Below are 26,131 nucleotides of genomic sequence, written 5' to 3'. Positions count from 1 at the left end.
GCTGGGTCGCGTGACGATGCACGAGGACGAGTTCTGGGAGCTGGTCGACAGCACCCGCGAGGCTGCCGAGGGCGACCCGGACGAGCAGGCGGAGCTGCTGGTCGAGCGGCTGGCCGAACTCGACCCGGAGACGGTCACCGACTTCTCCCGGCACTTCGAGACGCGCTTCCAGCGGGCCTACCGCTGGGACGTGTGGGGCGCCGCCTGGGTCCTGCTGGACGGCGCGAGTGACGACGTGTTCGACGCCTTCCGCTGCTGGCTCATCGCACAGGGGCGCGCGGTGTTCGAGGGCGCGCTGCACGGCGACCCGGACGACCTCGCCGAGCTGCTGGAGGACTTCGACCCGGAGATCGACGGGGAGGCCGAGGAGCTGGGCTTCGCCGCGGACGAGGCGTACGAGGAACTGCTCGGCACCGAGGTGCCGGACCTGGGGCTGCCCGAGCCGCCGCGGGAACCGCTGGGTACCCCGCTGAACTTCGAGGACGACCGCGTGCTCGCGGAGCGCTTCCCCCAGCTCTGGGCCCGGTTCCGCAGCTGACCCCTCGCGGCGGGACCGGTCGGCCCCGTCGGCCCCAACGGGCCCCCGGCCTTCTCGGCTCCGTCGGCACCGTCGGCTCGTGCAGCTCGACGCGTGGGACGGCTACCCGGCCGGTGCCGTGCTCGAACTGGGCGGCCCCGGCGTCTGCGCGCTCCCTGCCCTCTGCCGCACACGCCACTCCTCGGGGTGTAGGGCAGGAGTGGCTCCCGCGGCTCTGGCCCACGTCATGGGCCCGGTGACCGTTGCGGGACGGGCGCGGACGGCGCCCGCGGCTCTCGGCCCCCGCCACGGCCCCCGCCGCGGGGCGGACGGGACGCGGGGGTGTGCGACCGCCGTGCGCCCGTGCCCTGTCCATGCGCGTGTCCGTCGCATCCCGTAGGTCCGTAGGGTCGGACGCCGCTGGAGCTTTGCCGGAGCCCCGGGAAGGGCATGAGCCGGGCAACTCTTCGCTCCACAGCTCCGCGTCTTTTTCTCCGACCCCCCGGGGAGGGCACGTGCTCAGCGCTGCACCCGCACCTCGCACGGACGGCGGCGACGTCGTCGTCATCGGAGCCGGGCTCGCCGGACTGGCGGCGGCCCGGCACCTGGTGGCCGCAGGGCTCACCGTCACCGTGCTGGAGGCCGCCGAGAGGGCGGGCGGCAGGCTGGCGGCCGAGGAGGTGGACGGCTTCGTGCTGGACCGCAGCGGCCGGCTCTTCTGCGCGGACTGGCCGGAGCTGGCCGCGACGCCGGGCCTGCGGGACCTGGATCTGCGCCCCCTGACGCCGGGCGTCGTCGTCCGCGGCGCGGAGCGGACGGTGCGGCTCGGTGCCGCCCGCGTCCTGCGGCCCGGCGTGGGAGTGGGCGTGGGCGCGGTCGGCGCGGTGGCCTCGGGTGGCGGGGGCATGGGGGGCGCACGCCACCCGGCGCGCGCTCTCACCAGCGCGCTGGACGCGGCCCGGCTGCGGAGCCAGCTCGCCCGGCTGGCCACGGCGCCGCCCGCCCGGCTGCTCACCCGGGTCGAGGCGCCGGCCGCCCGCGCGCTGACGTCCCGGGGCGTGCCCGCCCGGACCGTCGAATCGTTCCTGCGACCGCTCGTGGGCGCCCTGTTGTGCGACCCGGAGCTGATGACGTCCAGCCGCGTCGTCGACCTCGCCCTGCGTTCCTTCGCGCGGCACGGGCTGTGCCTGCCCGCGGGCGGCGGGGCGGCCCTGCCCCGGCTGCTCACCGCCGGGCTCCCGCCCGGACGCCTGCGCACCGGGGTGCGCGCGGTCGGCGTCTCGGCGAACGCGGTGGACACGGAGGAACACGGCACGTTCGACTGCCGCGCAGTGGTCATCGCGACCGGGGCGCACGACGCCGCACGGCTCCTGCCGGGGCTGCGGGTGCCCGCCTACCACCCCGTCACGGTGCTGCACCACGCCGCCGACGCCGCCCCGCCGAGCGATCCGGCCCTGCTGCTGGACGCCGACCGGCGCGGCCCCGTCGCCCACACGATGGTGACCAGCGCGGTCGACCCCTCCCGCGCGCTGCCGGGCCACACCCTCGTCACGTCCGTGGTGCTGGGCCCCGCCGCCGGGGACCCGCCCGGGGTCCTGGACAAGGCGGCCCGGCCGCAGTTGGGCGCGCTGCACGGGGTGCGGGCCGAGCGCTGGGAGCTGGTCGGAGCCCACCACGACGCCCACGCGGCACCGGCGACGCCCGCGCCGCACGACGCCCAGCGCACCGTCCGGGTACTCACCGGGCTGTACGTGTGCGGGGACCACCGTGACGTGGGAACGCCCCAGGGTGCGCTGCGTTCGGCGGCGCGGGCGGCCGACGCGGTGTGCCGGGACTTCGGCGTCCGGGCGCCCGCCGTCGCGCCGCACGCCGCGCACGTCGCCTGACGCGCCTTCCCCCGCCCCGCGCACCGCCTGACGCGCCTCCCCCCGCCCCGCACACCGCGTACGCCGTCTGACACCACCGGCTCCGGCTCGCCGTCGGTTCCGCGCGCGGCGCCGCTCCGTTCACCCGTCCGCCTCCCCCGGTGGGCCCAACTCCCCTAATCTTTCGCTGTTCTGGTCGTCCCTCAGCGAAAGGCGACACGCGTGCGCATACCCTCCTGCCTGGCCGCGGCGGCGTTCTCGACCGTCCTCGTCGCGGCCCCGGCCCACGCCGGCTCCCCCGCCGACCTCCCCGTCTCCGACGCCGACGCGCTCTCCTACGCCCTCAGCACGGGCGTGGGCGTGCACAACGCCTACGAACAGAGCCGCTACCCGTACCTCGCCGATGCCCTCGACTCCGGGGCGGCCATGCTGGAACTCGACGTGTGGACCAACGGCTTCGGCTTCGGCTGGCGGGTCGCCCACGACACGCCGTTCTGGAACCAGAACAACTGCGTGGCCGCCGACACCGCCGCCGAACTGCGCACGAACAGCCGGAACCAGGACCTCGCCGGCTGCCTGTCCGACCTGCGGGCCTGGCACGAGGCGAACCCCGGACACCGTCCGGTGCTGCTGAAGCTGGAGATGAAGGACGGCTTCAACGGCACCGGGGGCCGCGGGCCCGCGGCGTTCGACGCCCTCGTCGCCCGCGAGCTGGGCGACGCCCTGTTCCGCCCCGCCGACCTGCTGGGCGGGCACGCGACCCTCGACGCGGCGGCCCGGGCGGGCGCGTGGCCGGGCCGGGACGCCATGGCCGGGAAGTTCATCATCCACCTCATCCCCGGCACCCTCGAACAGGACAACCCGTTCGACACGCTGTGGACCGACGTCGAGTACGCCCGGCACCTGCGCGCGCTCAAGGCCGAGGGGGCGATCGAGCGGGCCGTGGCGTTCCCGGCGGTCCACCACGCCGTGTCCGGCGACCCGAGAACCCGCTACGAGGACGCCGGGCTGCGGCCGTGGTTCGTCGTCTTCGACGGTGACGCCGCCACCTACGCCGCGGGCGCCGTCGACACCGGCTGGTACGCCCGCAACGGCTATCTCCTCGTCATGACAAACGCCCACGCCGTCCCGCCCGCCATCGACGCCGTGAACCCCACCGAGGCGGAGGCCCGGGCCCGGGTGGAGCGGCTCGCGGAGGCGCACGCCAGCGTCGTCAGCAGCGACTGGACGTCCCTGCCCCGAGTGCTCTCCACCGTCCTCCCGCGCGGTTGACACCGCGGGGCGCTCCGGAGGGCGCTCGGCCCTCTGGGGCGTCCCCGGAATTCCGCTTATCGTTCGGCCATGTTCGAATCGCGGCACATCAGGACCTTCCACGAGGTGGTCCGCACCGGGTCCTACACGGCGGCAGCGCGGTCCCTCGGCTACACGCAGCCCGCGATCACCCAGCAGATCAAGGCGCTGGAACGGGAGGTGGGGGCGCCGCTGTTCCTGCGGGTGGGGCGGCGGATGCGGCTCACCGAGGCCGGGGAGACCCTGGCCCGGCACGCGGGCGCGATCCTGGACAGCATGGCCGTCGCCCAGGAGCAGGTGCGGGCACTCAGCCGCCTGAACACCGGCCGGGTGCGGATCTGCGCCTTCCCCAGCGCGTCCGCGACGCTCGTCCCTGAGGCACTGGCGCGGCTGGCGGCCGGGCATCCGGGCGTACGCGCCGAGCTGCAGGAGAGCGAGCCGCCGGAGTCCCTGCACCGGGTCGTGCGCGGCGAGTGCGACATCTCGCTGGCCTTCACCTACCCCGGGCTGGACGAGCAGGTGCCACCGGAGCTGGTGGAGATACCGCTGCTGGAGGACCAGCTCACCGTCCTCCTTCCGGCGGGACACCCCATGGCGCGCCGCCGGGCGGTACGGCTCGCGGAGCTGTCCGAGGAGCGCTGGATCGCCGGCTGTCTGCGCTGCCGCTCCAACTTCCTGCACGAGTGCGCGGAGTTGGGCTTCGCCCCGGACGTCGTCTTCACCACGGACGACAACCTGGTGGTGCAGAGCCTGGTCGCCGAGGGGCTGGGCATCGCGATGATGCCGGGGCTCGTGCTCTCCTTCCTCGCTCACCGCAAGGTCGTCGGACGGGCGCTGGACCCGGCCTCGCGGCGCCGTATATCCGCTTATGTTTTGCGCGAGCACCTCGACATACCGGCGACGGCGCTCGTGGTCGACGAACTACGCGCCGTGGCCGGGAACCGGACGGGCTGCTGACCCCGCGAATCCATAAGCAATGCTTGAGGCTTACCGAAGAAACCCTCGTTGGACCTGATGGCCGGGCGGCGGGAACCTGCGAGCATGCAGCCGTCAACCGAATCCCCCGCGACCGGCCCGCACACCACCGACCGGCTCAGCGCCCTCGTCAGCGAGATCCGCGACGTCGTCGGCCGGGGCCTGCCTCCCGACATCACCGCCTACCTGGTGGGCGAACGCCTGGCCCCGCATCTGGGCGCCGAGGACCTGCTGACGCCGCGGCAGCGCGAGGGCGACCCCGACCGCTACCGTCAGCACCTGCTGCACGCCGAGCCGGACGGCTCGTTCTCCGCGGTCGCGCTCGTGTGGCTGCCGGGCCAGGGCACGTCCGTGCACGACCACGTCTCCTGGTGCGTCACCGGGGTGCACGAGGGCGAGGAGCACGAGCGCCGCTACCGGCTGGTCCCGGCTACCGCGACGGGTGACCGGGCCCGGCTCGTGGCCACCGAGGAGGTCGTGAACCCGCGGGGCGCCGTGTGCGGGTTCGCCCCGCCCGGCGACATCCACCGCGTCTGGAACGGCTGCGCCGGGACGGCCATATCCCTGCACGTCTACGGGGCCGATGTCTCCCGGCTGGGCAGCAGCGTCCGCCGCGTCTACGACGTGCCCGCCGACCGCTGATGGCGGTACCCCTCACCCGCGCCGCGCGCGGGCCGAGCGGTGCGCCCCGGCCGCGGCGCACCGCACCGCCGTGGCCGGGGCTCGCCCTGGTGGCCGGCGGCGTCGCCGCCGCCTGGGGCGTCCACCGGCTCCTCCCCGCCGTCCCGCTGCTGACAGCGGCCATCGTGCTCGGCCTCCTCGTCGCCCACCTGCCGCGCGCGGGGGGCTTCACCCGGGGCCGTGGGCGGCCCGGACTCTCCCTCGCGGGCCGCCGGTTCATGCGGCTCGGCGTCGTCCTGCTCGGCCTGGAGCTGAGCCTGGCCGAGGTGCTGGACCTGGGCTGGGCGACGGCGGCGATGGTGCTCGGCGTCGTCGTCGCCACGTTCTTCGGCACGATCTGGCTCGGGCGCCGGGTCGGACTGACGGGGGACCAGCCGCTCCTCGTCGCCACGGGCTACTCGATCTGCGGGGCGTCCGCGATCGGCGCGGTGAGCGAGGTCCGGCGCAGCGACGAGCGTGATGTCGCGGCCTCCGTGGCCCTGGTGACGCTGTGCGGGACGCTGGCGATCGCCGTCCTGCCGCTGCTGCACCAGCCGCTGGGCCTCGGCGACGCGGAGTTCGGCCGGTGGGTGGGCGCCGGGGTGCACGATGTGGGCCAGGTCGTGGCGACGGCGCAGACCGCCGGTCAGGAGGCGCTCGGCGAGGCCGTCCTCGTGAAGCTCATGCGGGTCGTGCTGCTGGCCCCGCTCGTCGCCGTCCTCGCCGCCGCCGTGGCCCGGCGGAGGTTCGCCGCGGCCGCCGGCCCCGAGGAGGCCGGCGCCGGCGGAGCGGCGGGCGGTGGCCCGGCGCCGAGACGGCCGCCGCTCGTCCCGCTCTTCGTCGCCGGGTTCCTGGCGTCCGCCGCCCTGCGCACCACCGGCGTCCTGCCCGAGGGGCTGCTGGAGGGCGCCGCGACGCTGCGTGAGGGGCTGCTGGCCGCCGCGCTGTTCGGGCTGGGCAGCGGGGTGTTCCTGCCCTCCCTGGCCCGGACCGGATGGCGCATGGCGGCGGTCGGCTCCGGCTCCTGGGTGGTGATCGCCGGGCTGTCCTACGTCGGTGTGCTCCTCACGGCGTGACCGGGCCCGGGGCGTTGCGGCCGAGGGCGTCCCGCACGGCCTCCGGGGAGCGGGCCACGACGGCGGAGCCGTCGTCCGCCGTGATGATCGGGCGCTGGATCAGCTTCGGGTGGGCGGCCAGGGCGGCCGTCCACCGGGGCCTGGACGCCTCGTCCCGGGGCCAGTCCTGCAGGCCCAGTTCCCGGGCCCGCGGCTCCTGGGTGCGGGTGATGTCCCAGGGCTCCAGCCCGAGCCGGACCAGGAGCTCGCGCAGCTCCTCCTCGCCGGGCGGGTCCTCCAGGTAGCGCCGCACGGTGTAGCCGGCGCCCGCGGCGTCCAGCTCCGTGAGGGCGCTGCGGCACTTAGAGCAGGCGGGGTTGATCCAGATCTCCATGGCGCCCAATGTACGGGCGCGGCGTGGCGCCGCGCCGCCCCACGGGACGGGCCCGGGCAGCACCTCATATGGGTACGCACCATTTGCCGATTACCTGCCGGTACATCACGATCCGGTCGTAAAAGTATCGTTCTGCGGTTGTCAGGCGCACAATGAGAGTGCGGCCAAGGCTTGCGTATACCAGTCCTGAAGGGGGCGAGTCGCAATGGCCTCTGTCTCACATCAAAGGGGCGACCTGGCAGGTCACCCCGACGCCACCGAAATGCGGGAACGCTATGACCGCGTACTCGGCGGCAAGGACGTGGCGCTCGTTGACGGGCCGGTGTTCCTGGTCGGTCTGTACTGCGCCGTGTCCCCGTGGGTCGTGCACTTCTCGGGCAACCAGGCATCGCTGGCGACCCACAACCTGATCATCGGAATCGCTCTGGGGCTCATGGCACTCGGTTTCACCATGGCGCCCGCCCGTATGTACGGGCTGAGCTGGGCCATCTGCGCCGTCGGCGCATGGCTGATCATCTCGCCCTGGGTCGTCGGAACCAGTCCGGACGCGGGCGTCATCCTGAACCAGGTCATCGTCGGCGGTGTCGCCTTCGTCCTGGGCCTTGCCTGCGCGGCGACAGCACTGCGCGTGACACGCGCGGAGCGCTGACCGTCAGGTGGTCAACCCGAGTCCGTGAAGTGCCGGCACTGCAGTGAGGAGGCGTGACACCGGCGAGCGCCGCTCCTACCTCTCCAGCCCGTGAGGAGCGGCGCTTCCGGCTGCCCGGGCCCCGTACGCCCGCCGCCTGACGCCGTGCCGCCGTACCCTGTGCTGCTGTGACCCGTGTGCGGCTCGGCAGACCAACCGCCTGCGTGGCGGCCCTCGGCGTGCTCGGCGCCGCCCAGTTCCTCCGGGAACGGCTGCCCCGCGCCGCCGGTGTGCCGGTGTCCGTCGCGGCGTCGGGGGCGCTCGTCGGCATCGCCCGCCGTGCGGGGGCGGGCTGGGACGAACTCGGGCTCGCCCGGGGCCGGCTCGGACGCGGGGCGCGGTACGGGACGCCGCCCGCGCTCGCCGTGGCCGCGGCGTACACGGCCGGGGCGGCGCTGCCCGTGACCCGGCCCCTCTTCGCGGACGCCCGGGCCGCCCGGACGCTCCCCGGGGCGCTGCGGCAGGCGCTGGTGGACGTGCCGCTGGGCACCGTCCTGCTGGAGGAGACCGGCTTCCGGGCCGTGTTGCCCGCCCTCCTGCGGGAACCGTACGGGACCCGGGGCGCGGAGGCCCTCACGGCGGCGCTCTTCGGGCTGTGGCACGTGCTGCCCTCCGGTGCCCTCCGTGCGGCCAACCCGGCGCTGGCCAGAGCCTCGGCGGGTGGCTCCGAGCCGTCCCGGGCCGCGACGGCGGTCGGCAACGTGCTGGTCACCGCGGCGGGCGGGCTGCTGTTCGGGCTGCTGCGGCGGCGCGGCGACAGCGTACTGGCCCCCGCCCTGGCGCACAGCGCGCTCAACTCCTTCGGGTATCTGGCCGCGTACGCCGTGCGCCGGCCCGCCGAGGGCTAGCCGGGCCCGGGCGCCTCGTGCCCGGGGCCCGTCGTCGTCTGCCCGAGGTGCCCGAGGTGCCCGACGAGGATGCGCCGCAGTTCGCGTGCCGCCCGGGGCGGGGAGACGTCGGAGCGGTGCGCCACCGAGACGGTGCGGTGCAGCCCCGGCGGGGCGAGGGGGGTGGTGCGCAGGCCGGAGCGGTCGGCCACCATGCGCGGGACCACGGCGGGCCCCAGCCCGGCCCGGACGCAGCCGAGCACCGCGTCCATCTCCCCGCCCTCCACGCTGAACCGGGGCTCGAACCCGGCGGCCCGGCAGGCGGAGACGGTCAGCTCGCGCAGGTCGTAGCCGTGCCGGAACATCACCAGCGGGTGGTCCCGCAGCTCGGCGATCCGCAGCCGTTCCGCCCGGGTCGGCGGGGGCTCCCCCGGGGCCGAGACGACGACCAGCTCCTCCCGCAGCAGCTCGGCCGTGACCAGCGCGGGGGCCTGGCCGGGCAGCGGCGTGATGACGAGGGCGAGGTCGAGCTCCCCGGCCGCCAGCACCCCCACCAGATCGCGTGAGCCGCCCTCGTGCACGGCCAGTTCCACGCCCGGATAGCGATCGCGGAAGATCCGCAGCACGTCGGGGACCACGCTGGCGCACAGGCTCGGCGGCGCCCCGAGCCGCACCCGGCCACGGGCCAGCCGGGCCACCTCCTGGACCTCCCGCCGGGCGGTGTCGGTGTCGGCGAGGATGCGGCGGGCCAGCGGCAGCAGCGCCTCCCCCGCGTCGGTGAGGCCGACCGCGCCGCGCGCCCGGTGGAACAGCTCGGTGCCCAGTTCCTTCTCCAGCGCCCGGATTTGCTGGGACAGGGAGGGCTGCGCCACGTGTTCACGCCGGGCGGCCCGCGTGAAGTGGCGGGTCTCGGCCACGGCGGCGAAGTAGCGGAGCTGCTGGAGCTGCATGGGTCCAGTCTAAGGGTGTCGATAGGTGTTCACTATCGTGCTGACGCATTCCATGTCTTGGACGGATCGAGTAGGCGGCTCCTAGCGTCGAGGGCATGGCTCTGGCGACGAAGACGGAGAGACGACCGTCCATCGCGGCGGTGGTGTGGCGCTCGACCGTCGGCAAGAAGGCGGTCATGGCCGTCACCGGCGCGGTCATGCTGCTGTACCTGGTCGTGCACATGCTGGCCAACCTGAAGATCTTCTTCGGCCCGGAGGAGTTCAACGGCTACGCCCACTGGCTGCGCACGATCGGCGAACCCTTCCTGCGGTACGAGTGGTTCCTGTGGTTCGCGCGGGCGGGGCTGCTCGCCTCGGTCGTGCTCCACGGCGTGGCCGCCTACCAGCTCACCCGGCGCGACCGGGCCGCCCGGCCGGTCGCCTACACCCACCGGCGCGCCCGCACCGACTACGCCACGCGCACGATGCGCTGGGGCGGGGTGATCCTCGCGCTGTTCGTCGTCTGGCACGTGCTGGACCTGACGACGGGCACCGTGAACCCCAACGGCGAGCCCGGCCGGCCCTACGAGAACGTCGTCGCGACGTTCGGCACCTGGTACGGCAACGTCATCTACTGCGTGGCCATGCTCGCCGTCGGGCTCCACGTGCGGCACGGGCTGCTCAGCGCCGGGCGCACCCTGGGCGCCGTCGGCGCGCGGAGCGCCCGGGCCGTCCGCGTCACCTCCGAGGCCCTGGCGCTCGTCCTGACCGCCGGCTTCCTCTCCGTCCCCCTCGCCGTCATGACCGGAGTGGTGAACTGACATGAGCTCGACCCCCGCGCAGGCCCCCCAGACCCCCGCCCCGCACCCCCGGCCGCCGGCGCCCGCGAACGGCGGCGGGTACGCCGACTACCGCGTCGGCGCGCCCCTGCGGGACACCGCGGCCCCGGACGGGCCCCTCGCCGAGCGCTGGGACCGCCGTCGGCTGGAAGCCCGGCTCGTGAACCCGGCGGGCCGGCGCAGGCACCGCGTCATCGTCGTCGGCACCGGGCTGGCCGGCGCGGCGGCGGGTGCCACGCTGGCCGAACAGGGCTACCACGTCGAGCAGTTCTGCTACCAGGACTCGCCGCGACGGGCCCACTCCATCGCCGCGCAGGGCGGCATCAACGCCGCCAAGAACTACCGCAACGACGGCGACTCCGTCCGCCGGCTGTTCCACGACACCGTCAAGGGGGGCGACTTCCGGGCGCGCGAGTCCAACGTGTACCGGCTGGCCCAGGTGTCGGTCGAGATCATCGACCAGTGCGTCGCCCAGGGGGTGCCGTTCGCCCGCGAGTACGGCGGTTTGCTGGACACCCGGTCCTTCGGCGGCGTGCAGGTCTCGCGCACCTTCTACGCCCGCGGCCAGACCGGCCAGCAACTGCTGCTCGGCGCCTACCAGGCCCTGTCCCGGCAGATCGCCGCGGGCGCGGTGAGCATGCACCCGCGCACCGAGATGCTGGACCTCGTCGTCGTCGACGGCCGGGCCCGCGGCATCGTCGCCCGCGACCTCGTCACGGGGCGGATCGACACCCACCTCGCGGACGCCGTCGTGCTGGCCACGGGCGGCTACGGCAACGTCTTCTACCTCTCGACCAACGCCAAGAACTCCAACGCCACCGCGATCTGGCGGGCCCACCGGCGCGGCGCCTACTTCGCCAACCCCTGCTTCACCCAGATCCACCCCACCTGCATCCCCCGCTCGGGCGAGCACCAGGGCAAGCTCACGCTGATGAGCGAGTCCCTGCGCAACGACGGCCGCATCTGGGTGCCCGCGGCGGCCGACGACCGGCGCCCCCCGCACGAGATCCCCGAGGCGGAGCGCGACTACTACCTGGAGCGCCTCTACCCCGCCTTCGGCAACCTGGTCCCCCGCGACATCGCCTCGCGGGCCGCGAAGAACGTCTGCGACGAGGGCCGCGGCGTCGGCCCCGGCGGCCAGGGCGTCTACCTGGACTTCGCCGACGCCGTCGCCCGCCTCGGCCGCGGGACCGTGGCCGAGCGCTACGGGAACCTCTTCGACATGTACGAGCGCATCACCGCCGAGGACCCGTACCGGGTGCCGATGCGCATCTACCCGGCCATCCACTACACGATGGGCGGGCTGTGGGTGGACTACGACCTCCAGACCACCATCCCGGGGCTGTTCGCCATCGGAGAGGCCAACTTCTCCGACCACGGCGCCAACCGGCTCGGTGCCTCCGCCCTCATGCAGGGCCTGGCCGACGGCTACTTCGTCCTGCCGCCCGCCCTCGGCGACTATCTCGCCCGGCTGCCGCGCGGCGCGTCCTGGGAGGTGGACGCCGACCACCCGGCCGTCCACGAGGCCGTCTTCGACGTCACCGACCGGCAGTACGCGCTGCTGTCCAACAACGGGGACTGCACGGCCGACTCCTTCCACCGCGAGCTCGGGGCCCTGCTGTGGGACAAGTGCGGCATGGCCCGGGACGCGGAGGGGCTGCGCCGCGCGCTCGACCGCGTCCCGGCCCTGCGCGAGGAGTTCTGGCGGCGGGTGCGGGTGCCCGGCGACGGCCGGGACGTCAACCAGGCCCTGGAGCGCGCCGGACGCATCGCCGACCATCTGGAGCTGGCCGAGCTGATGTGCCTGGACGCACTGCACCGCGCCGAGTCCTGTGGCGGCCACTTCCGGCTCGAGAGCCAGACCGCGGACGGCGAGGCGGCCCGCCGGGACGAGGAGTTCTCCTACGTCGCGGCCTGGGAGTTCACCGGGCCCGGCCGACCACCCGTGCTCCACCGCGAGCAGCTCGCCTTCGAACACGTCCACCCCACCCAGCGGAGTTACGCATGAGGCTCACCCTGCGCGTCTGGCGGCAGGCCGGCCCCGACGCACCCGGCCGGATGACCGCCTACGAAGTCTCCGACGTCTCCCCCGACATGTCGTTCCTGGAGGTCCTCGACGCGCTCAACGAGGATCTCGTCCTGCGGGGCGAGGAGCCCGTCGCCTTCGACCACGACTGCCGGGAGGGCATCTGTGGCGCCTGCGGCATGGTGATCGACGGGCAGGCGCACGGTCCCGAGCGCACCACCGCGTGCCAGCTGCACATGCGGCACTTCGCGGACGGCGACACCATCGACGTCGAGCCGTGGCGGGCGGCGGCCTTCCCCGTGGTCAAGGACCTGATGGTGGACCGCTCGGCCCTCGACCGGATCATCGGCGCCGGCGGCTACATCACCGCGCCCACCGGCAGCGCCCCGGAGGCCCACGCCGTGCCGGTGCCCAAGGACGACGCGGAGCGGTCCTTCGAGAACGCGGCGTGCATCGGCTGCGGAGCCTGCGTGGCCGCCTGCCCCAACGGCTCGGCCATGCTCTTCACGGCGGCCAAGGTCGCCCATCTGAACTCCCTCCCGCAGGGCGAGCCGGAGAGCGACCGGCGGGTGCTGTCCATGGTCGGGACCATGGACGCGGAGGGCTTCGGCGGCTGCACCAACACCGGCGCGTGCGCGACGGCCTGCCCGAAGGGCGTCCCGCTGCCGTCCATCGCCGCGATGAACCGTGGCTTCCTCAGGGCGGCCCGTCGCCGTTGACCCGCTCGACGGCGCGACGCGCCCGGCCACGCTCCACGGCACGGCGGGCCCGGCCCTCCCCCAGCACGTCGGCCGGGGTGAGCAGCCACGGCGGCCCGTCGGCGCCCGGCGTGGGCGCCCCCCGGCCGGGCGGGGCCAGGGCTGCGGCCACCCGCTCGGGCAGGGCATCGGGCCGCAACACGCCCTGGGTGAGGACGCCGGCCAGGGCGTGCCAGAGACCGGCGCGGCGCAGCATGGCGTGGTCGCTGCCGGACAGGACGACGCCGCAGGCCCGGGCTCCGGCCGCCCGGGCCCGGGCGGCCAGGCTCCAGGTGGCCTCGGCGTGGGTCGTGGCGTCCGCCGTGTCGTGCACGAGGGCCAGGGCGCGGCCGCTGAGGTGCGTGACGGGCTCCTCCTCCGGGCACCAGGGGGCGAGCCCCACGACACCGCGCACCCGGGGGTGCCCGGCGATGTGCAGGGCGGCCCGGCCGCCCATGGAGTGCCCGACCAGGACGACGGGCAGCTCGCCGAGCTCCGCCAGCAGGGCCGCCAGCGCGCTCTCGGCGTCCCGTGCGGCGTCGGCCCGCGAGCCGTTCCAGCCGCGGTGCCGGTAGCGCACCTGGGCCACGACGGGCCGCTCGGCGGCGCAGGAGCGGGCGACGGCCCGGGCGAACGGGCGCATGCGCAGGCCCGGCAGGTTCCACCGCGTCGGGGGCTCCAGCGCGTCCGCCCGGCCCCCGTGCAGGAGCAGGATCAGCGCGCCCGGCGCGGCCGGGCGCTGGAGAACCGTGACGCGGGGGTGCTCCACCGGTGAGCCCGCGCTCACTGCCCGGCCTCGGCCGGGAGGAACTCCGGCAGACCGAAGGTGGGGAACAGCTCGGTGTCGAAGAAGGCGGCCACGTGAGCGACCCCGGTGCCCCTGAGGGTGAGGACCTGGAGGTGGAAGGGCTGGTAGGTGCCGTCCTCGGCACGCATGTACAGACCGAAGGCGGGCTGCCCGTTGGCCGGCGCGGGGACGAGCTTCATGTCGCCGGGGCCGCCGGGGCACCGGGTGTCGATCAGCTCGCGGATGACGGCGGGGCCCTGGTACCAACCGGTGAACGGCGGCATCTCCCAGACGGCGTCCTGCGTGAACAACTTGACGATCTCGCTCATGTCCTTGACCTCGAAGGCCGCGACGTAGCGGTTCAGCAGCTCCCGCTTCTCCTGCTCGTCGGGCTCGGCCACCGTGTCCTCCTCGGGCGCCGCCTTCCTGAGCTGGGCACGGGCCCGCTGCAGGGCGCTGTTCACCGAGGCCGTGGACGTCTCCAGCAGCTCGGCGACCTCGGCCGCGCGCCACCTCAGCACGTCCCGCAGAAGCAGGACCGCGCGCTGCCGGGCGGGCAGGTGCTGGAGGGCGGCCACGAAGGCCAGCCGGATGCTCTCGCGTGAGGTGACGACGGCCGCCGGGTCCGCCCCGTCGGCCCCGACCAGGGCGTCGGGCACGGGCTCCAGCCACGGCACCTCGCCCTGCTCGACCAGCTCGTCGGCCGGGTCGGCGCTGGGTGCGCCCAGGCCGGTGGGCAGGGGCCGCCTGCCGCGGCTCTCCAGGGCGTCGAGACAGGTGTTCGTGGCGATCCGGTGCAGCCAGGTACGCATGGACGAGCGGCCCTCGAACTTCTCGTACGCCCGCCAGGCCCGCAGATAGGTCTCCTGGACGAGGTCCTCGGCGTCGTGCACGGAGCCCAGCATCCGGTAGCAGTGGGCCAGCAGCTCCCGCCGGAACGGGTCCGCCAGCCTCGGGAACTCGTCCGCCGGGTTTTTCACGTTGCTGACCTGCTCGTTTGCCATGGCGCATCCCTCTCATCGCCCATACGCCTGCCGTCGTACCGCGTGCTTCGCCATCCTTGCAGAAGGCTCTGACAACGGCCCCTGCACAAGGAGGAATCGGAACGGGCAGACCTGGGGAACGTATAGTCGATCACGGTTCACAGGTTCGAGTGGAAGACCAGTGACCACAGACGGCCGCGGGTGAGGGTGCCGGGTCCGGGCGCGTGCGCCCGGCCACCGGCCCCGGCACGCACCCGCCGGACGGGCTGCGGCATCCCGGGGGGAGAGGCGGCATGGCAGGACACGGACGGAGAGGCGACGTGAGCGGGCCGCGGGAGGTGGCCACCCACTGCCCCTACTGCGCGCTCCAGTGCGGCACCCGGCTCACCCACGACCCGGGAACCGACGACCCCGGAACCGGCCCACGGTCCGGCTCCGGCGCCGGGCGCGTGCGGGTGCGGCCCTCGGACTTCCCCGTCAACCGGGGCGGGCTGTGCCAGAAGGGCTGGTCCGCCGCCGCCGTTCTCGACACCCCCGACCGGCTGCGCACCCCGCTGCTGCGCGGCGCCGACGGCGAGCTGGCCCCGGTGGGCTGGGAGACGGCGCTCGACGCCGTCGCGGCCGGGCTGCGCCGGGCGGCGGACGAGCACGGGGCGGACGCCGTGGGCGTCTACGGCAGCGGCGCGCTGACCAACGAGAAGGCGTACCTCCTGGGCAAGTTCGCCCGCGTCGCCCTCGGCACGGGCCAGATCGACTACAACGGCCGGTTCTGCATGTCCTCGGCCGCCGCGGCGGGCAACGCCGCCTTCGGGCTCGACCGGGGCCTGCCCTTCCCCGTCACCGACCTGGGCCGGGCCGACGTCGTCCTGCTCGCCGGGGCCAACCCGGCCGAGACCATGCCGCCGCTGCTGCGGCATCTGGAGCAGGCGGCCCTCGTCGTCATCGACCCGCGACCCACCCGCACCGCGCGGGCCGCGAAGCTGCACCTCCAGCCCACGCCCGGCACCGACCTGGCCCTGGCCCTCGGCCTGCTCCACATCGCCCGGGCCGAGGGCCACTGGGACGCCGCGTACGTGGCCGAGCGCACCACGGGCTTCGAGGAGGCGTGGCGGCACGCGGCCGGCTGGTGGCCGGAGCGGGTGGAACAGGTCACCGGCGTGCCGGCCGGGCTGCAGCGCGAGGCCGTGCGGCTGCTGGCCGAGGCGCGCTCCGCCTACGTCCTGACCGGCCGGGGCGTGGAGCAGCACAGCAAGGGCGCCGACACGGCGGCCGCCTTCGTCAACCTCGCCCTCGCGCTCGGGCTCCCGGGCCGGGAGGGCAGCGGCTACGGCTGCCTGACCGGCCAGGGCAACGGGCAGGGCGGCCGGGAGCACGGGCAGAAGGCGGACCAGCTCCCCGGCTACCGCTCGCTGACGGACCCGGTGGCCCGCGAGCGGATCGCCGAGGTGTGGGGCGTCGACCCGGACGGGCTTCCGGGCCCCGGGCGCAGCGCCTACCGGCTGCTGGACGCGCTCGGCCGCCCGGAGGGCCCGCGCGCGCTGCTGGTCTTCGGGGCCAACCCGGCGGTCTCCGCGCCGCACGCGGGCCACGTCACCGAGCGGCTGGCCGCGCTGGACCTCCTGGTCGTGGCGGACTTCGTGCCCTCCGAGACGGCCGAGCTGGCCGACGTCGTGCTGCCGGTCGCGCAGTGGGCCGAGGAGGACGGCACGATGACGAGCCTGGAGGGCCGGGTCCTGCGCCGCCGCCGGCTGCTTCCTCCGCCGCCCGGGGTGCGCACCGACCTGGAGGTGCTGCGGGAGCTCGCGGTGCGGCTCGGCCGCCCCGCGGAGGCGTTCCCCGCCGAGCCCCGGGCCGTCTTCGACGAGCTGCGCCGGGCCTCGTCCGGGGGCCGGGCGGACTACGCGGGCATCGACTACGAGCGGCTCGACGCCGGGGAGGCGCTGCACTGGCCCTGCCCCGCCGCCCCGCCGGGCGGGCCCCCGCACCCGGGCACACCACGCCTGTTCCTGGACGGCTTCGCCCACCCGGACGGCCGGGCCCGCTTCGCCGCCGTCGAGCACCGTGCGGCGGGCGAGGACGTCAGCCGGGAGTACCCGCTGTACGCGACGACGGGCCGGGCCCTGGCCCACTACCAGTCCGGGGCCCAGACGCGCCGCACCCCCGAACTCCTCGACGCCGTACCGGAGGTGTACGTCGAAATGCATCCGGACACCGCCGAGCGGGCCGGGCTCGCCGAGGGCGCGCTGGCCCGGGTCGCTTCCGCCCGGGGCAGCATGACGGCCCGGGTGCGCGTGGTCCCCGGCCTGCGCGCCGACACCGTCTTCGTGCCGTTCCACTTCGCCGGGCGGGGCCGCGCCAACCTGCTGACCAACCCGGCGCTGGACCCGCGCAGCGAGATGCCCGAGTTCAAGGTGTGCGCCGTCCGCGTCGGCCCGTGCCCGGAGCCGGCGTGAGCGCCGGGGCGGCGCACGCGCGTATGGACGACGCGGTCGTCGTCGTCGGGAACGGACCGGCCGGGCACCGGCTGGCCGAGCGGCTGGCCCGGCTCGGGCACCGCGGCCCGGTCACCGTGCTGGGCGCCGAGCCGCGCGCGGCGTACCACCGGCCGCTGCTGTCGCTCGTCCTCGCCGGGCGGCTCCCGGCCGAGGCGCTGGAGCCACCGCCCGCGGCCGGGATGGAGGACGGGGGCACCACCGTCCGTACCGGCGTGCGGGTCGTGTCCCTGGACCGCCAGAACCGGACCGTGCGCACCGAGGACGGCGGCGGGTTCCGCTACGACACGCTGGTGCTGGCCACCGGGGCGCGGCCGCGGCTGCCGGAGTTGCCCGGGCTGCGCGGCCCGGACGGCGCGCCGGCGCCCGGAGTCGCCGTCCTGCGCACCCCGCGGGACTGCGCGGAGATCGCGGCCGGTGCCGCGGCGGGGCCCGTCTGTCTGCTCGGCGGCGGGGTGCTCGGGGTGGAGGCCGCCGTCGCGCTGCGCGGGCGGGGGCACGACGTCAGCCTGGTGCACCAGGGCCCGCACCCGCTGCACGAGCGCCTGGACGCCCGAGCGGGCGAGCTGCTCGTCCGGCACCTGGAGGGGCTCGGAGTGCGGCTGCTGACCTCGCGCCGGGCTGTGCGACGGCTGCCGGACGGGCTGCTGCTGGCCGACGGCGAGAAGGTGCCGGCCGGGACGCTGGTGGTGTGCGCCGGGGTGCTGCCGGAGACGGCGCTCGCCCGGCGGGCCGGGCTCGCGGTCCGCTCCGGGGTGCTCGTCGACGACCGGCTGTGCACCACCGACCCGCGCGTCCACGCCATCGGGGACTGCGCGGAGCACGCCGTCGGCGTCCCCGGCTCGGTGCACACCGCCTGGGCCCAGGCCGACACCCTCGCCGCGCTCCTCACCGGCCGCGGCGAGCGCTACCGGGGCGACCGTCCGGCCCTCCGGCCCCGGGTGGGCGGTCTGGAGCTGGCCGTGTTCGGCCCACCCGAGGACGCCCGCGGCGAACGCGACGTGGAGCGCGTGACGTACTCGGACCCGGCGCGCGGCGGCTACGCGCGCCTGGAGCTGGCCGCGGGCCGCGTACGGCGGGCCGTCCTCGTCGGCCTGCCGGCCGCCGCCGCCACCGTCGGCCAGCTCTACGAGCGCGGCCTTCCCCTCCCCTCCGACCGGCTGGCGCTGCTGCGCGGGACCCCGCCGCGCGGGGGCGAGGTGCCCCGGCCCGACGGCGAGAGCGTGGTCTGCCACTGCAACAACGTCACCCGCTCGACACTCTCGCGGGCCTGGCGCTCCGGCGTCCGCGACGTGCCGGGCCTGTCCGACTCGACCAGGGCGGGCACCGGTTGCGGCAGCTGCGTGGCGGAGCTGCGCTCGCTGTGCGCGGCGCTGGCCGCGGCCGACGGCACGCGTCCGGCCGTGGCGCAGGCGGCGGGCGGACGGGGGGCGCGGTGAGCGGCACCCTCGTCGTCGTCGGGCACGGCATGGTCGCGCACCGGCTGGTGGCCGAGCTGCGCCGACGGGACCCGGCGCGGCGCTGGCGGATCGTGGTGCTCGGCGAGGAGAACCGGCCCGCCTACGACCGCGTGGCCCTGTCCTCGTATCTGAACGGCCGCCGCGAGGAGGAGCTGCGGCTGCGGGACGTCCCGGGCGAGGACGGCCCCGCCCTCACGGTCCGTCAGGGCGTACGCGTGGTCGGCCTGGACCGCGGGCGGCGGACGGTGGCCTGCTCGGACGGCACCGAGGTCCGCTACGACGCGCTCGTCCTGGCCACCGGCTCCCGTTCGTTCGTGCCGCCCGTCCCCGGGCACGACCTGCCGGGGTGCTTCGCGCACCGCACCCTCGACGACCTGGACGCGATCCGCGCGGCGGCCCGTCCCGGGCGCCCCGGGGTCGTGGTCGGCGGCGGCCTGCTCGGGCTGGAGGCGGCGGGCAGCCTGCGGGGGCTCGGGCTGAGCCCGCACGTCGTGGAGTTCGCGCCCTGGCCGATGCCCGCCCAGCTCGACGCGGACGGCGGCGCGCTCCTCGCCGCCCGGCTGCGTTCGCTCGGCCTCACGCCGCACTGCGAGGTGACCGTCCGCGAGGTGACGGCGGGTCCGGACGGCCGGGCCCGGGCGGTCGTGCTGTCGGACGGGCGGGTCCTTGAGGCATCCGTCGTGGTGTTCGCCGCAGGCATCCGCCCGCGTGACGAACTGGCCGAGGCCGCGGGGCTGGAGCGCGGGCCACGCGGCGGTTTCCGGGTGGACGGCCACTGCCGCACCGCCGATCCACGGGTGTGGGCCGTCGGCGAGTGCGCGGCGCTGCGCGGCCGCTGCCACGGGCTGGTCGGCCCGGGCTACCGGATGGCCGAGTCCGTGGCCGCCCAGCTCACGGAGGAGGCCCCCGCCCCGCTGCCCGAACCGGACCTCGCCACCCGGCTCAAGCTGCTGGAACTGGAGGTGGCCAGCTTCGGGGACGCCCACGGGACGACGGAGGGCTCGCTGGCCTTCAGCGTCGGGAACCCGGGCGCCGGAACCTACGCCCGGCTCACCCTCGGCCCGGACGGCGACACGTTGCTGGGCGGCGTCCTGGTGGGCGACACCCGCGCCTACGCGCTGCTGCACTCCCTGCGCGGCCACCCCCTCCCCACCGCCCCGGACGCCCTCCTGCGCCCCCCGCCGTCCTGAACGGGCCCGGGCGGCGGGTGCGTCGACGCACCGGTACACCGACACGCCGGTCGTCCCATGAGCCGACTCCACCGATGAGCTGACGATCCCATCGATCCGCCGATCGGGTCGGCCCACGCCGCCCTCCCGCGTGACGCGTTGACCCCGTACCGCGGCGAGCAGTTGACTCCACGCCGTCGGATCACCTGAAGCCCTCAGCCTTGGGGAGTGGGTCATGCACAAGACCGGCAGACGGGGCGCCGGGGGCGCCCTGCTCGCCTCCGCCGCCACCCTCGCCGCCCTGCTCCCGCTCGGCGCGGCGGATTCCGTCGCACGGGCCGCGGAGCCGGAGGGGCGTTCCCGCGTCGTCGTCGACTCCGTCGTCCAGCCCGTCCGGGAGGGCGGGACCGCGCGGGTGCGGCTGCGCGTCGTGACGCCCGGGTCCGCGCCGCTCGCCGGGCCGGTGACCGTCCGGTACTCCGCGGCGAAGGGCAGCGCGAAGCCGGGCGAGGACCTCGAAGCGCCCGAGGGCACGCTGTCCTTCCCGGCCGGGGCCCGCTCGGGTACCACGCGCTCCATCGCCGTGCGCACGTACGACGACGGCCGGGCCGAGACCGCCGAGACGCTGCCGCTGAAGCTGGACGTCACGGGCGCGCGAGCCCCGGAGCAGCGTCCGACGGTGGTGATCGACGCCCACGGCCTGCCCTATCTCGACGCCCGGCGCCCGGTGCACGAGCGCGTCGCCGACCTGCTCGCGCGCATGACCCCGGCCGAGAAGGCGGGGCAGATGACGCAGATCGAGCACAACGCGCTGAAGGCCCCGGGCGACCTCGCGGCCCGGCACATCGGCTCGCTGATCTACGGCGGCAGCCACCCGCCCCGGCCCAACACCCCGGCGGCCTGGGCGGCGCTGACGGACTGGTACCAGCTCCGGGCGCGGACGGACCGGCTCCAGATCCCGATCCTGCACGCCATCGACGCGGTGCACGGCCACAACACCGTCGTCGGCGCGACGATCATGCCGCACAACATCGGGCTCGGGGCGTCCCGCGACCCCTCCCTCGTCGCCCGGGCCGCCGAGGTGACGGCCGTCGAGACACGGGCCACCGGCATCCCCTGGACCTTCGCGCCCTGCCTGTGCGTCTCGCGGGACGAGCGCTGGGGGCGCGCCTACGAGTCCTTCGGCGAGGATCCGGAGCTGGTGAAGGCCATGGCCACGGCCGTCCAGGGCCTCCAGGGCGCTGCCGACGGGAGTGAACTCCACCGCCGCGACCGGATCATGGCCACGGCCAAGCACTTCGTGGCCGACGGGGCCACCGCGTTCGGCTCCTCCACCCACGGGGACGGTTACACGGTCGACCAGGGCATCGCCCGGATCACCCGCGAGGAGCTGGAGAGCGTCCACCTCCCGCCCTTCGCCGAGGCGGTGCGGCGCGGCGTCGGCACCGTCATGCCGTCCTTCTCCTCCCTCGACCTCGCCGGGGACGGCCGGGGTCCGGTGCGCATGCACGCCCACGGCGAGCTGATCAACGGCGTGCTGAAGGACCAGATGGGCTTCGACGGGTTCGTCGTCAGCGACTGGAAGGCCATCGACCAGATCCCCGGCGACTACGCCACCGACGTGCGCACCGCCGTCAACGCGGGGGTGGACATGAACATGGTCCCGCACGCCTACCGGGAGTTCCAGGACACGCTGCTCGCGGAGGTGCGGGCGGGCCGGGTGCCGCAGTCCCGGATCGACGACGCCGTCGCCCGCATCCTGACCCGCAAGTTCCAGCTCGGCCTCTTCGAGCGGCCCTTCGCCGACACCACCCACCTCGACCGGGTCGGCTCGGCCGAGCACCGGGCGGTCGCCCGGGAGGCCGTCGCCAAGTCCCAGGTCCTGCTGAAGAACGACGGCGTCCTGCCGCTCTCCCCCGGCCAGAAGGTGTACCTCGCCGGGTCCAACGCGGACGACCTCGGCAACCAGACGGGCGGTTGGACGATCACCTGGCAGGGCTCCTCGGGCGACATCACCGAGGGCACGACGATCCGGGAGGCGCTGCGCGCGGTGGCGCCCGCGGGCCGGATGACGTACTCCGAGGACGCCTCGGCCCCCACGGGCGGTCATGACGTCGGCGTGGTCGTCGTCGGCGAGACGCCCTACGCCGAGGGCAAGGGTGACGTCGGCAACGGCGGCCACGACCTGCTGCTCTCGGCCGCCGACCGCAAGGCCGTGGACACCGTCTGCGGCGCGATGCGGTGCGTCGTCCTCGTCGTCTCCGGGCGTCCGCAGATCGTCACCGGACAGCTCGGCGCCATGGACGCCCTCGTCGCCTCCTGGCTGCCCGGCACCGAGGGAGCGGGCGTCGCCGACGTCCTGTACGGCAGGCGGCCGTTCACCGGCCGCCTGCCGGTGAGCTGGCCGCGCTCGGCCGAGCAGGTCCCGGTCAACGTCGGGGACGCCGACTACGACCCGCTGTTCCCCTACGGCTGGGGCCTGACGACGGACGTCCCGGCGGCCGGGGCCGGCTGGCTCGCGGACGGCGGCCCCGCCGCGGCCGGGCACCGCTTCCGACCGGGGGAGCCGACGCGGGCCGTCCGCGCGTTCTCCCGGGCGGCTCGCCCGGCCGGCTGAGCCCCACCGCGACAGCGCCGCCGTCCCCCCTCGGGGGCGGCGGCGCTGTCGCGTGTTTCCGGCCCGTTTGCGCGCGGGGTGTGACGTGTCACAGACAAGCAGGCGACACTGTGGGAAGTTCAACTGCATTACTCATCAGTAGAGTTATGCCCCGGCAGCGACGGCCCGCGACGGCCCCGCGCCCCGCCGGAAGGTCGGAGAGGAACGCATGAGCACCTTGAACGGCATGACGCTCGACCACGCCGTCGACACGGCCCGGTACCCCCTGGCCGAGCTCGACGGTCCGACGGGAGCGGCCGTCGTCGCCCGCGCCCGCCGGGACCTCGACACTCTCGGCTGCACCGTGCTGCCCGACTTCGTGCGCCCCGGACTGCTCGACGCGCTGCGGCGCGAGTGCGCCGCCATCGCCCCGCAGGCCCACTACGACGTCGAGACCGTCAACGTCTACAACATTCCCGTCGACTCCGAGCTGCCCGAGGGCCACCCCGGCCGGCGGACCTTCCAGCGGGGCAACGCCTTCGTGCCCCGGGACCGCGTCCCACACGGCTCGCTCATCGACCTCCTCTACCGCGACCCCGCCTTCCAGCACTTCCTCGCCCGCTGCTTCGGGCTGCCCCGGCTCCACGAGCTGGCCGACCCGCTCTCCGGCCTCGTGCTCAACGTCGTGGGGCCCGGCATGGAGCACCCCTGGCACTTCGACACCAACGAGTTCACCGTCAGCATGCTCACCCAGGAACCCGACGCCGGCGGGGTCTTCGAGTACTGCCCGGGCATCAGGACCGCCGACGACGAGCGCTTCGACGACGTGCGAGCCGTGCTCGCCGGGGAAGGTGAACGCCTGGTACGCCGTCTTCCGCTTCACCCCGGTGATCTGCAACTGTTCAAGGGCCGCTTCTCGCTGCACCGTGTCAGCCCCGTGCGGGGCGCGATCGCACGCCACTCCGCGATCTTCGCGTACAGCGAGCGCCCCGGGGTCGTCGGCAGCGTCGCCCGCACCCGGCAGCTCTTCGGCCGCGTCCTGCCAGAACACCTGGCGGCGGCCCGGGGCCAGGCCGTCCGGGGCGACCGGCTGCTCGACTGACGAACCGACGGTTACCGACGGAGGCCCGTACCTGTGCGTCTCGACGCGAACGGCAAAGTCTCGCTCGACCACGTCTACAACCAGCCTGACCCGCGCCCGTACTTCCGGGCCTTCCATCCCCTGGGCTACGCCATCCCGCAGCACGCCAAGCCCTACTTCGCCAAGCTCGTGCGCGAGTACCGCGACGCCCGGGGCGTGGCGGTGCCGCAGGTGCTCGACATCGGCTGCTCGTACGGCATCAACGCCGCGCTGCTGAAGTACGACATGACCCTGGACGAGCTGTACGCGCGCTACTGCCCGCGGGAGCCGGACACCCGCACCCGCGAGGCGCTCCTCGCCCAGGACCGCGAGCTGGCCGCCCACCCGGCGGGCCCCGCCGTGCGGGTCGTCGGGCTCGACTCCTCCGCCGAGGCCCTCGCCTACGCCCGCGAGGCCGGGTTCCTCGACGGCGCCGTCCGCGCCGACCTGGAGCGCGACGAGCTCACGCCCCCGCAGCGCGACGCCCTCGCGGGCACGGACCTGATCGTCTCCACCGGTGCGCTCGGCTACGTCTCCGAGCGCACCCTGGTCCGCGTCCTCCGGGCCCAGGGCGAGCGGCGCCCGTGGATGGCCCACTTCATGCTGCGCATGTTCCCCTTCGACCCCATCGACGCCGCTCTCGCCGACCTCGGCTACGAGACCACCCGCGTCGACGGCTTCTTCCGGCAGCGCCGGTTCGCCTCTCCCGAGGAGCAGGCCCGCCTGCTGGAGGGCATGGCGGACGCCGGGGTGGACCCGAGCGGTCTGGAGGCGGAAGGCTGGATGTACGCGCACCTCTACCTGTCCCGCCCCACCGCGTCCCGTTCCGACAACGTGAATCGAGAGCCCCGTTGAACAGCACCTTCGGACATGAAGCCGAGCTGCCGCGCGTTCCCCTGCCCACGCTGGAGGAGAGCTGCGAGCGCTTCCTCACCTGGTGCGCGCCGCTGCTGACGGCCGAGGAGCTGGCGGCCACCGAGGCCGAGGTCGCCGCCTTCCTCGCCCCCGACGGCCCCGGCCGCGCCCTGCACGCCGCGCTGGCCGAGTACGACGCCGCCGAAGGCGTGCACAGCTGGCTCGACACCTTCTGGCCCTACCGCTACCTGGGCCGCCGCGACCGGATCGCACTCAACGCGAACTTCTTCTTCCTCTTCGCGGACCACGCGGACGGTGAGGACCGCGCGGACGGCGGCGGGGCCCAGATCCCCCGGGCGGCCGGGCTCGTCGCGGGCGCGCTGGACTACAAGCGCTCGATCGACCGCGGGCAGCTGCCGCCCGTGACGCAGCGCGGGGTGCCGCAGTCCATGGTGCAGAACCGGTACCTGTTCTCCACCACCCGCATCCCCGGCGCCGAGCAGGACACCGTCCGCGCCCCGTACACCGAGGCGTGGCCCGGTCCCTCGGAGGCCCGGCACATCGTCGTCTTCCACCGCGGCACCATGTACCGCATGGACGTGATCGGCCCCGACGGCGTCCCGTACTCCCTGGAGGACCTCGAAGCCGGGCTGTGCCACGTCACGAAGGCGGCCACCGAGCGGGAGCCCGCGCCCGTCGGCCACCTCACCACGATGGCCAGGGCCGAGTGGGCCGCCGCCCGCTCCTCGCTCCTGGCCCTCGACCCGCGCAACGCCGAGGCCCTGGACGACGTCGAGACCGCCCTCTTCTGCCTCTCCCTGGAGGACTTCGCGCCCGCGGACGAGCAGGCCGCCTGTGACGAGCTCCTCCACGGCGACCGCGGGAACCGCTGGTTCGACAAGGCCGTGACCCTCGTCGTCTTCGCGGACGGCCGCGCGGGCATCAACGTCGAGCACTGCGAGCTGGACGGCACGACGATCCTCGGCTTTGTCGACGCCCTCCTCGGCGCCTCCGCCCAGGAGCACGCCGAACGCTCGGGAGCCGCCGCCCAGGGCCTCCCCGCCCTGGAGCCGATCAGCTTCGTCCTGGACGAGGAGCTGCGCGCCCTGGTGCGCTCGGCCGCCGAGTCCTTCGCCGCCTACGGCGAGGCCACGGCCACCGCCACGGTGGCGTTCCCGGACTTCGGCAGCGGCACGGCCAAGGCCCTCGGCGTCTCCCCCGACGCCTTCGTCCAGTGTGCCTACCAGCTCGCCCACCAGCGGGCCAAGGGACGTCTGGGCGCGACCTACGAGTCCATCGCCACCCGCCAGTACCGGCACGGCCGTACCGAGGCCATGCGGGTCGTCACCCCGCAGATGCAGGGCTTCGTGGCCGCGATGGAGAACGACACGGCCTCTGCCGAGACCCGCCGCGCCGCCTTCCGGGCCGCCGCCACGGCGCACGTCGAACGGGCCAGGGAGTGCCAGACGGGCCGGGCCCCCGAACAGCACCTGTGGGAGCTGGAGCTGATCCAGCGCCGCCGCGGCGGGCCGCAGCCGGCCCTCTACCGCTCCCCGGGCTGGCAGATCATGCGCGACGACTTCCTGAGCACCAGCTCCGCCCCGTCCACGCACATCCGGTACTTCGGCTTCGGCTCCACCAGCACGCAGTGCATCGGAGTCGCCTACGTCCTGCTCCCCGACCGCTTCCACGTCTACCTGAGCACCCCGGCTCCGGTCGCGGCGCAGATGCACACCTTCGCCGCCGAGCTGCGCGCCGCCGTGGCCGAGCTGCGGGAGCTCCTCGCGGGCGAGCGGCCCGCTAGCTGATCCCGGCCCACGCCCGGCCCACACGGCGCGACGCCCCTCGGACGGACCGAGGGGCGTCG

At 75.2% G+C, this 26,131-nt stretch carries 22 protein-coding genes; 18 read left to right on the top strand and 4 right to left on the bottom strand.

Annotated features, from left to right (window positions below; all coding sequences use genetic code 11):
- The first annotated feature begins 16 nt into the window (after nucleotides 1-16).
- The 6 genes from HPT28_RS23495 to HPT28_RS23470 all read left to right on the top strand — a co-directional run bounded on the left by HPT28_RS23495 (nucleotide 17) and on the right by HPT28_RS23470 (nucleotide 6,383).
- Nucleotides 17-538 (top strand): DUF4240 domain-containing protein, encoded by a 522-nt coding sequence (locus tag HPT28_RS23495; protein WP_219093336.1) that lies wholly within the window; start codon nucleotides 17-19, stop codon nucleotides 536-538.
- Nucleotides 539-891: 353 nt separating this feature from the next.
- Nucleotides 892-2,403, top strand: a complete 1,512-nt coding sequence (locus tag HPT28_RS23490) for an FAD-dependent oxidoreductase (RefSeq protein ID WP_219093303.1) — start codon at nucleotides 892-894, stop codon at nucleotides 2,401-2,403.
- A gap of 207 nt (nucleotides 2,404-2,610) precedes the next feature.
- The gene (locus HPT28_RS23485) at nucleotides 2,611-3,654 is read left to right on the top strand and encodes a phosphatidylinositol-specific phospholipase C domain-containing protein (protein ID WP_374227006.1); all 1,044 of its coding nucleotides are present in this window, start codon (nucleotides 2,611-2,613) and stop codon (nucleotides 3,652-3,654) included.
- 69 nt (nucleotides 3,655-3,723) lie between these two features.
- A complete protein-coding gene (locus HPT28_RS23480; RefSeq protein ID WP_219093297.1) occupies nucleotides 3,724-4,629 on the top strand; it encodes a LysR family transcriptional regulator in 906 nt (301 codons plus the stop codon).
- A gap of 84 nt (nucleotides 4,630-4,713) precedes the next feature.
- Complete coding sequence (locus HPT28_RS23475) at nucleotides 4,714-5,289, top strand: cysteine dioxygenase family protein (RefSeq protein WP_257579300.1); 576 nt, start codon at nucleotides 4,714-4,716, stop codon at nucleotides 5,287-5,289.
- Entirely contained in the window at nucleotides 5,289-6,383 is a 1,095-nt protein-coding gene (locus tag HPT28_RS23470; RefSeq protein ID WP_219093296.1) for a YeiH family protein, read from the top strand. Before HPT28_RS23475 ends, HPT28_RS23470 begins: the two co-directional genes overlap by 1 nt.
- Here HPT28_RS23470 and HPT28_RS23465 read toward each other — a convergent pair.
- The gene (locus tag HPT28_RS23465; RefSeq protein ID WP_219093293.1) at nucleotides 6,373-6,756 is read right to left on the bottom strand and encodes an arsenate reductase family protein; all 384 of its coding nucleotides are present in this window, start codon (nucleotides 6,754-6,756) and stop codon (nucleotides 6,373-6,375) included. The genes HPT28_RS23470 and HPT28_RS23465 overlap by 11 nt on opposite strands.
- A 205-nt stretch (nucleotides 6,757-6,961) precedes the next feature.
- On the opposite strand from HPT28_RS23465, the gene HPT28_RS23460 reads away from it, so the two are divergent.
- Nucleotides 6,962-7,405, top strand: coding sequence for an SPW repeat protein (locus tag HPT28_RS23460; RefSeq protein WP_219093291.1), 444 nt, complete (start codon nucleotides 6,962-6,964; stop codon nucleotides 7,403-7,405).
- A 167-nt stretch (nucleotides 7,406-7,572) separates the two neighbouring features.
- Entirely contained in the window at nucleotides 7,573-8,292 is a 720-nt protein-coding gene (locus HPT28_RS27510) for a CPBP family intramembrane glutamic endopeptidase (protein ID WP_219093289.1), read from the top strand.
- Here the strand turns inward: HPT28_RS27510 and HPT28_RS23450 are convergent.
- Nucleotides 8,289-9,221 (bottom strand): LysR family transcriptional regulator, encoded by a 933-nt coding sequence (locus HPT28_RS23450; RefSeq protein ID WP_219093286.1) that lies wholly within the window; start codon nucleotides 9,219-9,221, stop codon nucleotides 8,289-8,291. The genes HPT28_RS27510 and HPT28_RS23450 overlap by 4 nt on opposite strands.
- Nucleotides 9,222-9,316: 95 nt before the next feature.
- Here HPT28_RS23450 and HPT28_RS23445 point away from each other — a divergent pair, with 95 nt between their 5' ends.
- The 3 genes from HPT28_RS23445 to HPT28_RS23435 are packed head-to-tail and all read left to right on the top strand — an operon-like array spanning nucleotide 9,317 to nucleotide 12,784.
- Nucleotides 9,317-10,021, top strand: coding sequence for a succinate dehydrogenase cytochrome b subunit (locus HPT28_RS23445; protein ID WP_219093283.1), 705 nt, complete (start codon nucleotides 9,317-9,319; stop codon nucleotides 10,019-10,021).
- A 1-nt stretch (nucleotide 10,022) separates the two neighbouring features.
- On the top strand, nucleotides 10,023-12,047 hold the full coding sequence (locus tag HPT28_RS23440; RefSeq protein WP_219093282.1) for a fumarate reductase/succinate dehydrogenase flavoprotein subunit: 2,025 nt from the start codon (nucleotides 10,023-10,025) through the stop codon (nucleotides 12,045-12,047).
- Entirely contained in the window at nucleotides 12,044-12,784 is a 741-nt protein-coding gene (locus HPT28_RS23435) for a succinate dehydrogenase/fumarate reductase iron-sulfur subunit (RefSeq protein WP_219093280.1), read from the top strand. The genes HPT28_RS23440 and HPT28_RS23435 overlap by 4 nt, the downstream gene beginning before the upstream one ends.
- On the opposite strand, the gene HPT28_RS23430 is transcribed toward HPT28_RS23435, so the two are convergent.
- Nucleotides 12,762-13,589 (bottom strand): alpha/beta fold hydrolase, encoded by an 828-nt coding sequence (locus HPT28_RS23430; protein WP_308119468.1) that lies wholly within the window; start codon nucleotides 13,587-13,589, stop codon nucleotides 12,762-12,764. The two genes, HPT28_RS23435 and HPT28_RS23430, sit on opposite strands and share 23 nt — an antisense overlap.
- Complete coding sequence (locus HPT28_RS23425; RefSeq protein WP_219093277.1) at nucleotides 13,586-14,593, bottom strand: sigma-70 family RNA polymerase sigma factor; 1,008 nt, start codon at nucleotides 14,591-14,593, stop codon at nucleotides 13,586-13,588. The genes HPT28_RS23430 and HPT28_RS23425 overlap by 4 nt, the downstream gene beginning before the upstream one ends.
- Before the next feature lie 272 nt (nucleotides 14,594-14,865).
- Here HPT28_RS23425 and HPT28_RS23420 point away from each other — a divergent pair, with 272 nt between their 5' ends.
- From HPT28_RS23420 to HPT28_RS23390, 7 genes are all read left to right on the top strand, one after another.
- A complete protein-coding gene (locus tag HPT28_RS23420) occupies nucleotides 14,866-17,025 on the top strand; it encodes a molybdopterin oxidoreductase family protein (protein ID WP_219093276.1) in 2,160 nt (719 codons plus the stop codon).
- The gene (locus HPT28_RS23415) at nucleotides 17,022-18,503 is read left to right on the top strand and encodes an FAD-dependent oxidoreductase (protein ID WP_308119467.1); all 1,482 of its coding nucleotides are present in this window, start codon (nucleotides 17,022-17,024) and stop codon (nucleotides 18,501-18,503) included. Before HPT28_RS23420 ends, HPT28_RS23415 begins: the two co-directional genes overlap by 4 nt.
- Nucleotides 18,500-19,714, top strand: a complete 1,215-nt coding sequence (locus HPT28_RS23410; protein ID WP_219093274.1) for an FAD-dependent oxidoreductase — start codon at nucleotides 18,500-18,502, stop codon at nucleotides 19,712-19,714. Before HPT28_RS23415 ends, HPT28_RS23410 begins: the two co-directional genes overlap by 4 nt.
- Nucleotides 19,715-19,928: 214 nt before the next feature.
- Complete coding sequence (locus tag HPT28_RS23405) at nucleotides 19,929-22,310, top strand: glycoside hydrolase family 3 N-terminal domain-containing protein (RefSeq protein WP_219093272.1); 2,382 nt, start codon at nucleotides 19,929-19,931, stop codon at nucleotides 22,308-22,310.
- Nucleotides 22,311-22,518: 208 nt separating this feature from the next.
- Nucleotides 22,519-23,391, top strand: coding sequence for an arpA protein (locus tag HPT28_RS23400; protein ID WP_219093270.1), 873 nt, complete (start codon nucleotides 22,519-22,521; stop codon nucleotides 23,389-23,391).
- 33 nt (nucleotides 23,392-23,424) lie between these two features.
- Nucleotides 23,425-24,264, top strand: coding sequence for a class I SAM-dependent methyltransferase (locus HPT28_RS23395; RefSeq protein ID WP_219093268.1), 840 nt, complete (start codon nucleotides 23,425-23,427; stop codon nucleotides 24,262-24,264).
- Entirely contained in the window at nucleotides 24,261-26,072 is a 1,812-nt protein-coding gene (locus HPT28_RS23390; RefSeq protein WP_219093266.1) for a choline/carnitine O-acyltransferase, read from the top strand. The genes HPT28_RS23395 and HPT28_RS23390 overlap by 4 nt, the downstream gene beginning before the upstream one ends.
- Nucleotides 26,073-26,131: the final 59 nt, after the last annotated feature.

This window comes from Streptomyces sp. JJ38, from assembly GCF_019303475.1.
Lineage (GTDB): Bacteria > Actinomycetota > Actinomycetes > Streptomycetales > Streptomycetaceae > Streptomyces.
This window is presented reverse-complemented; position numbering and strand designations above follow the sequence as displayed.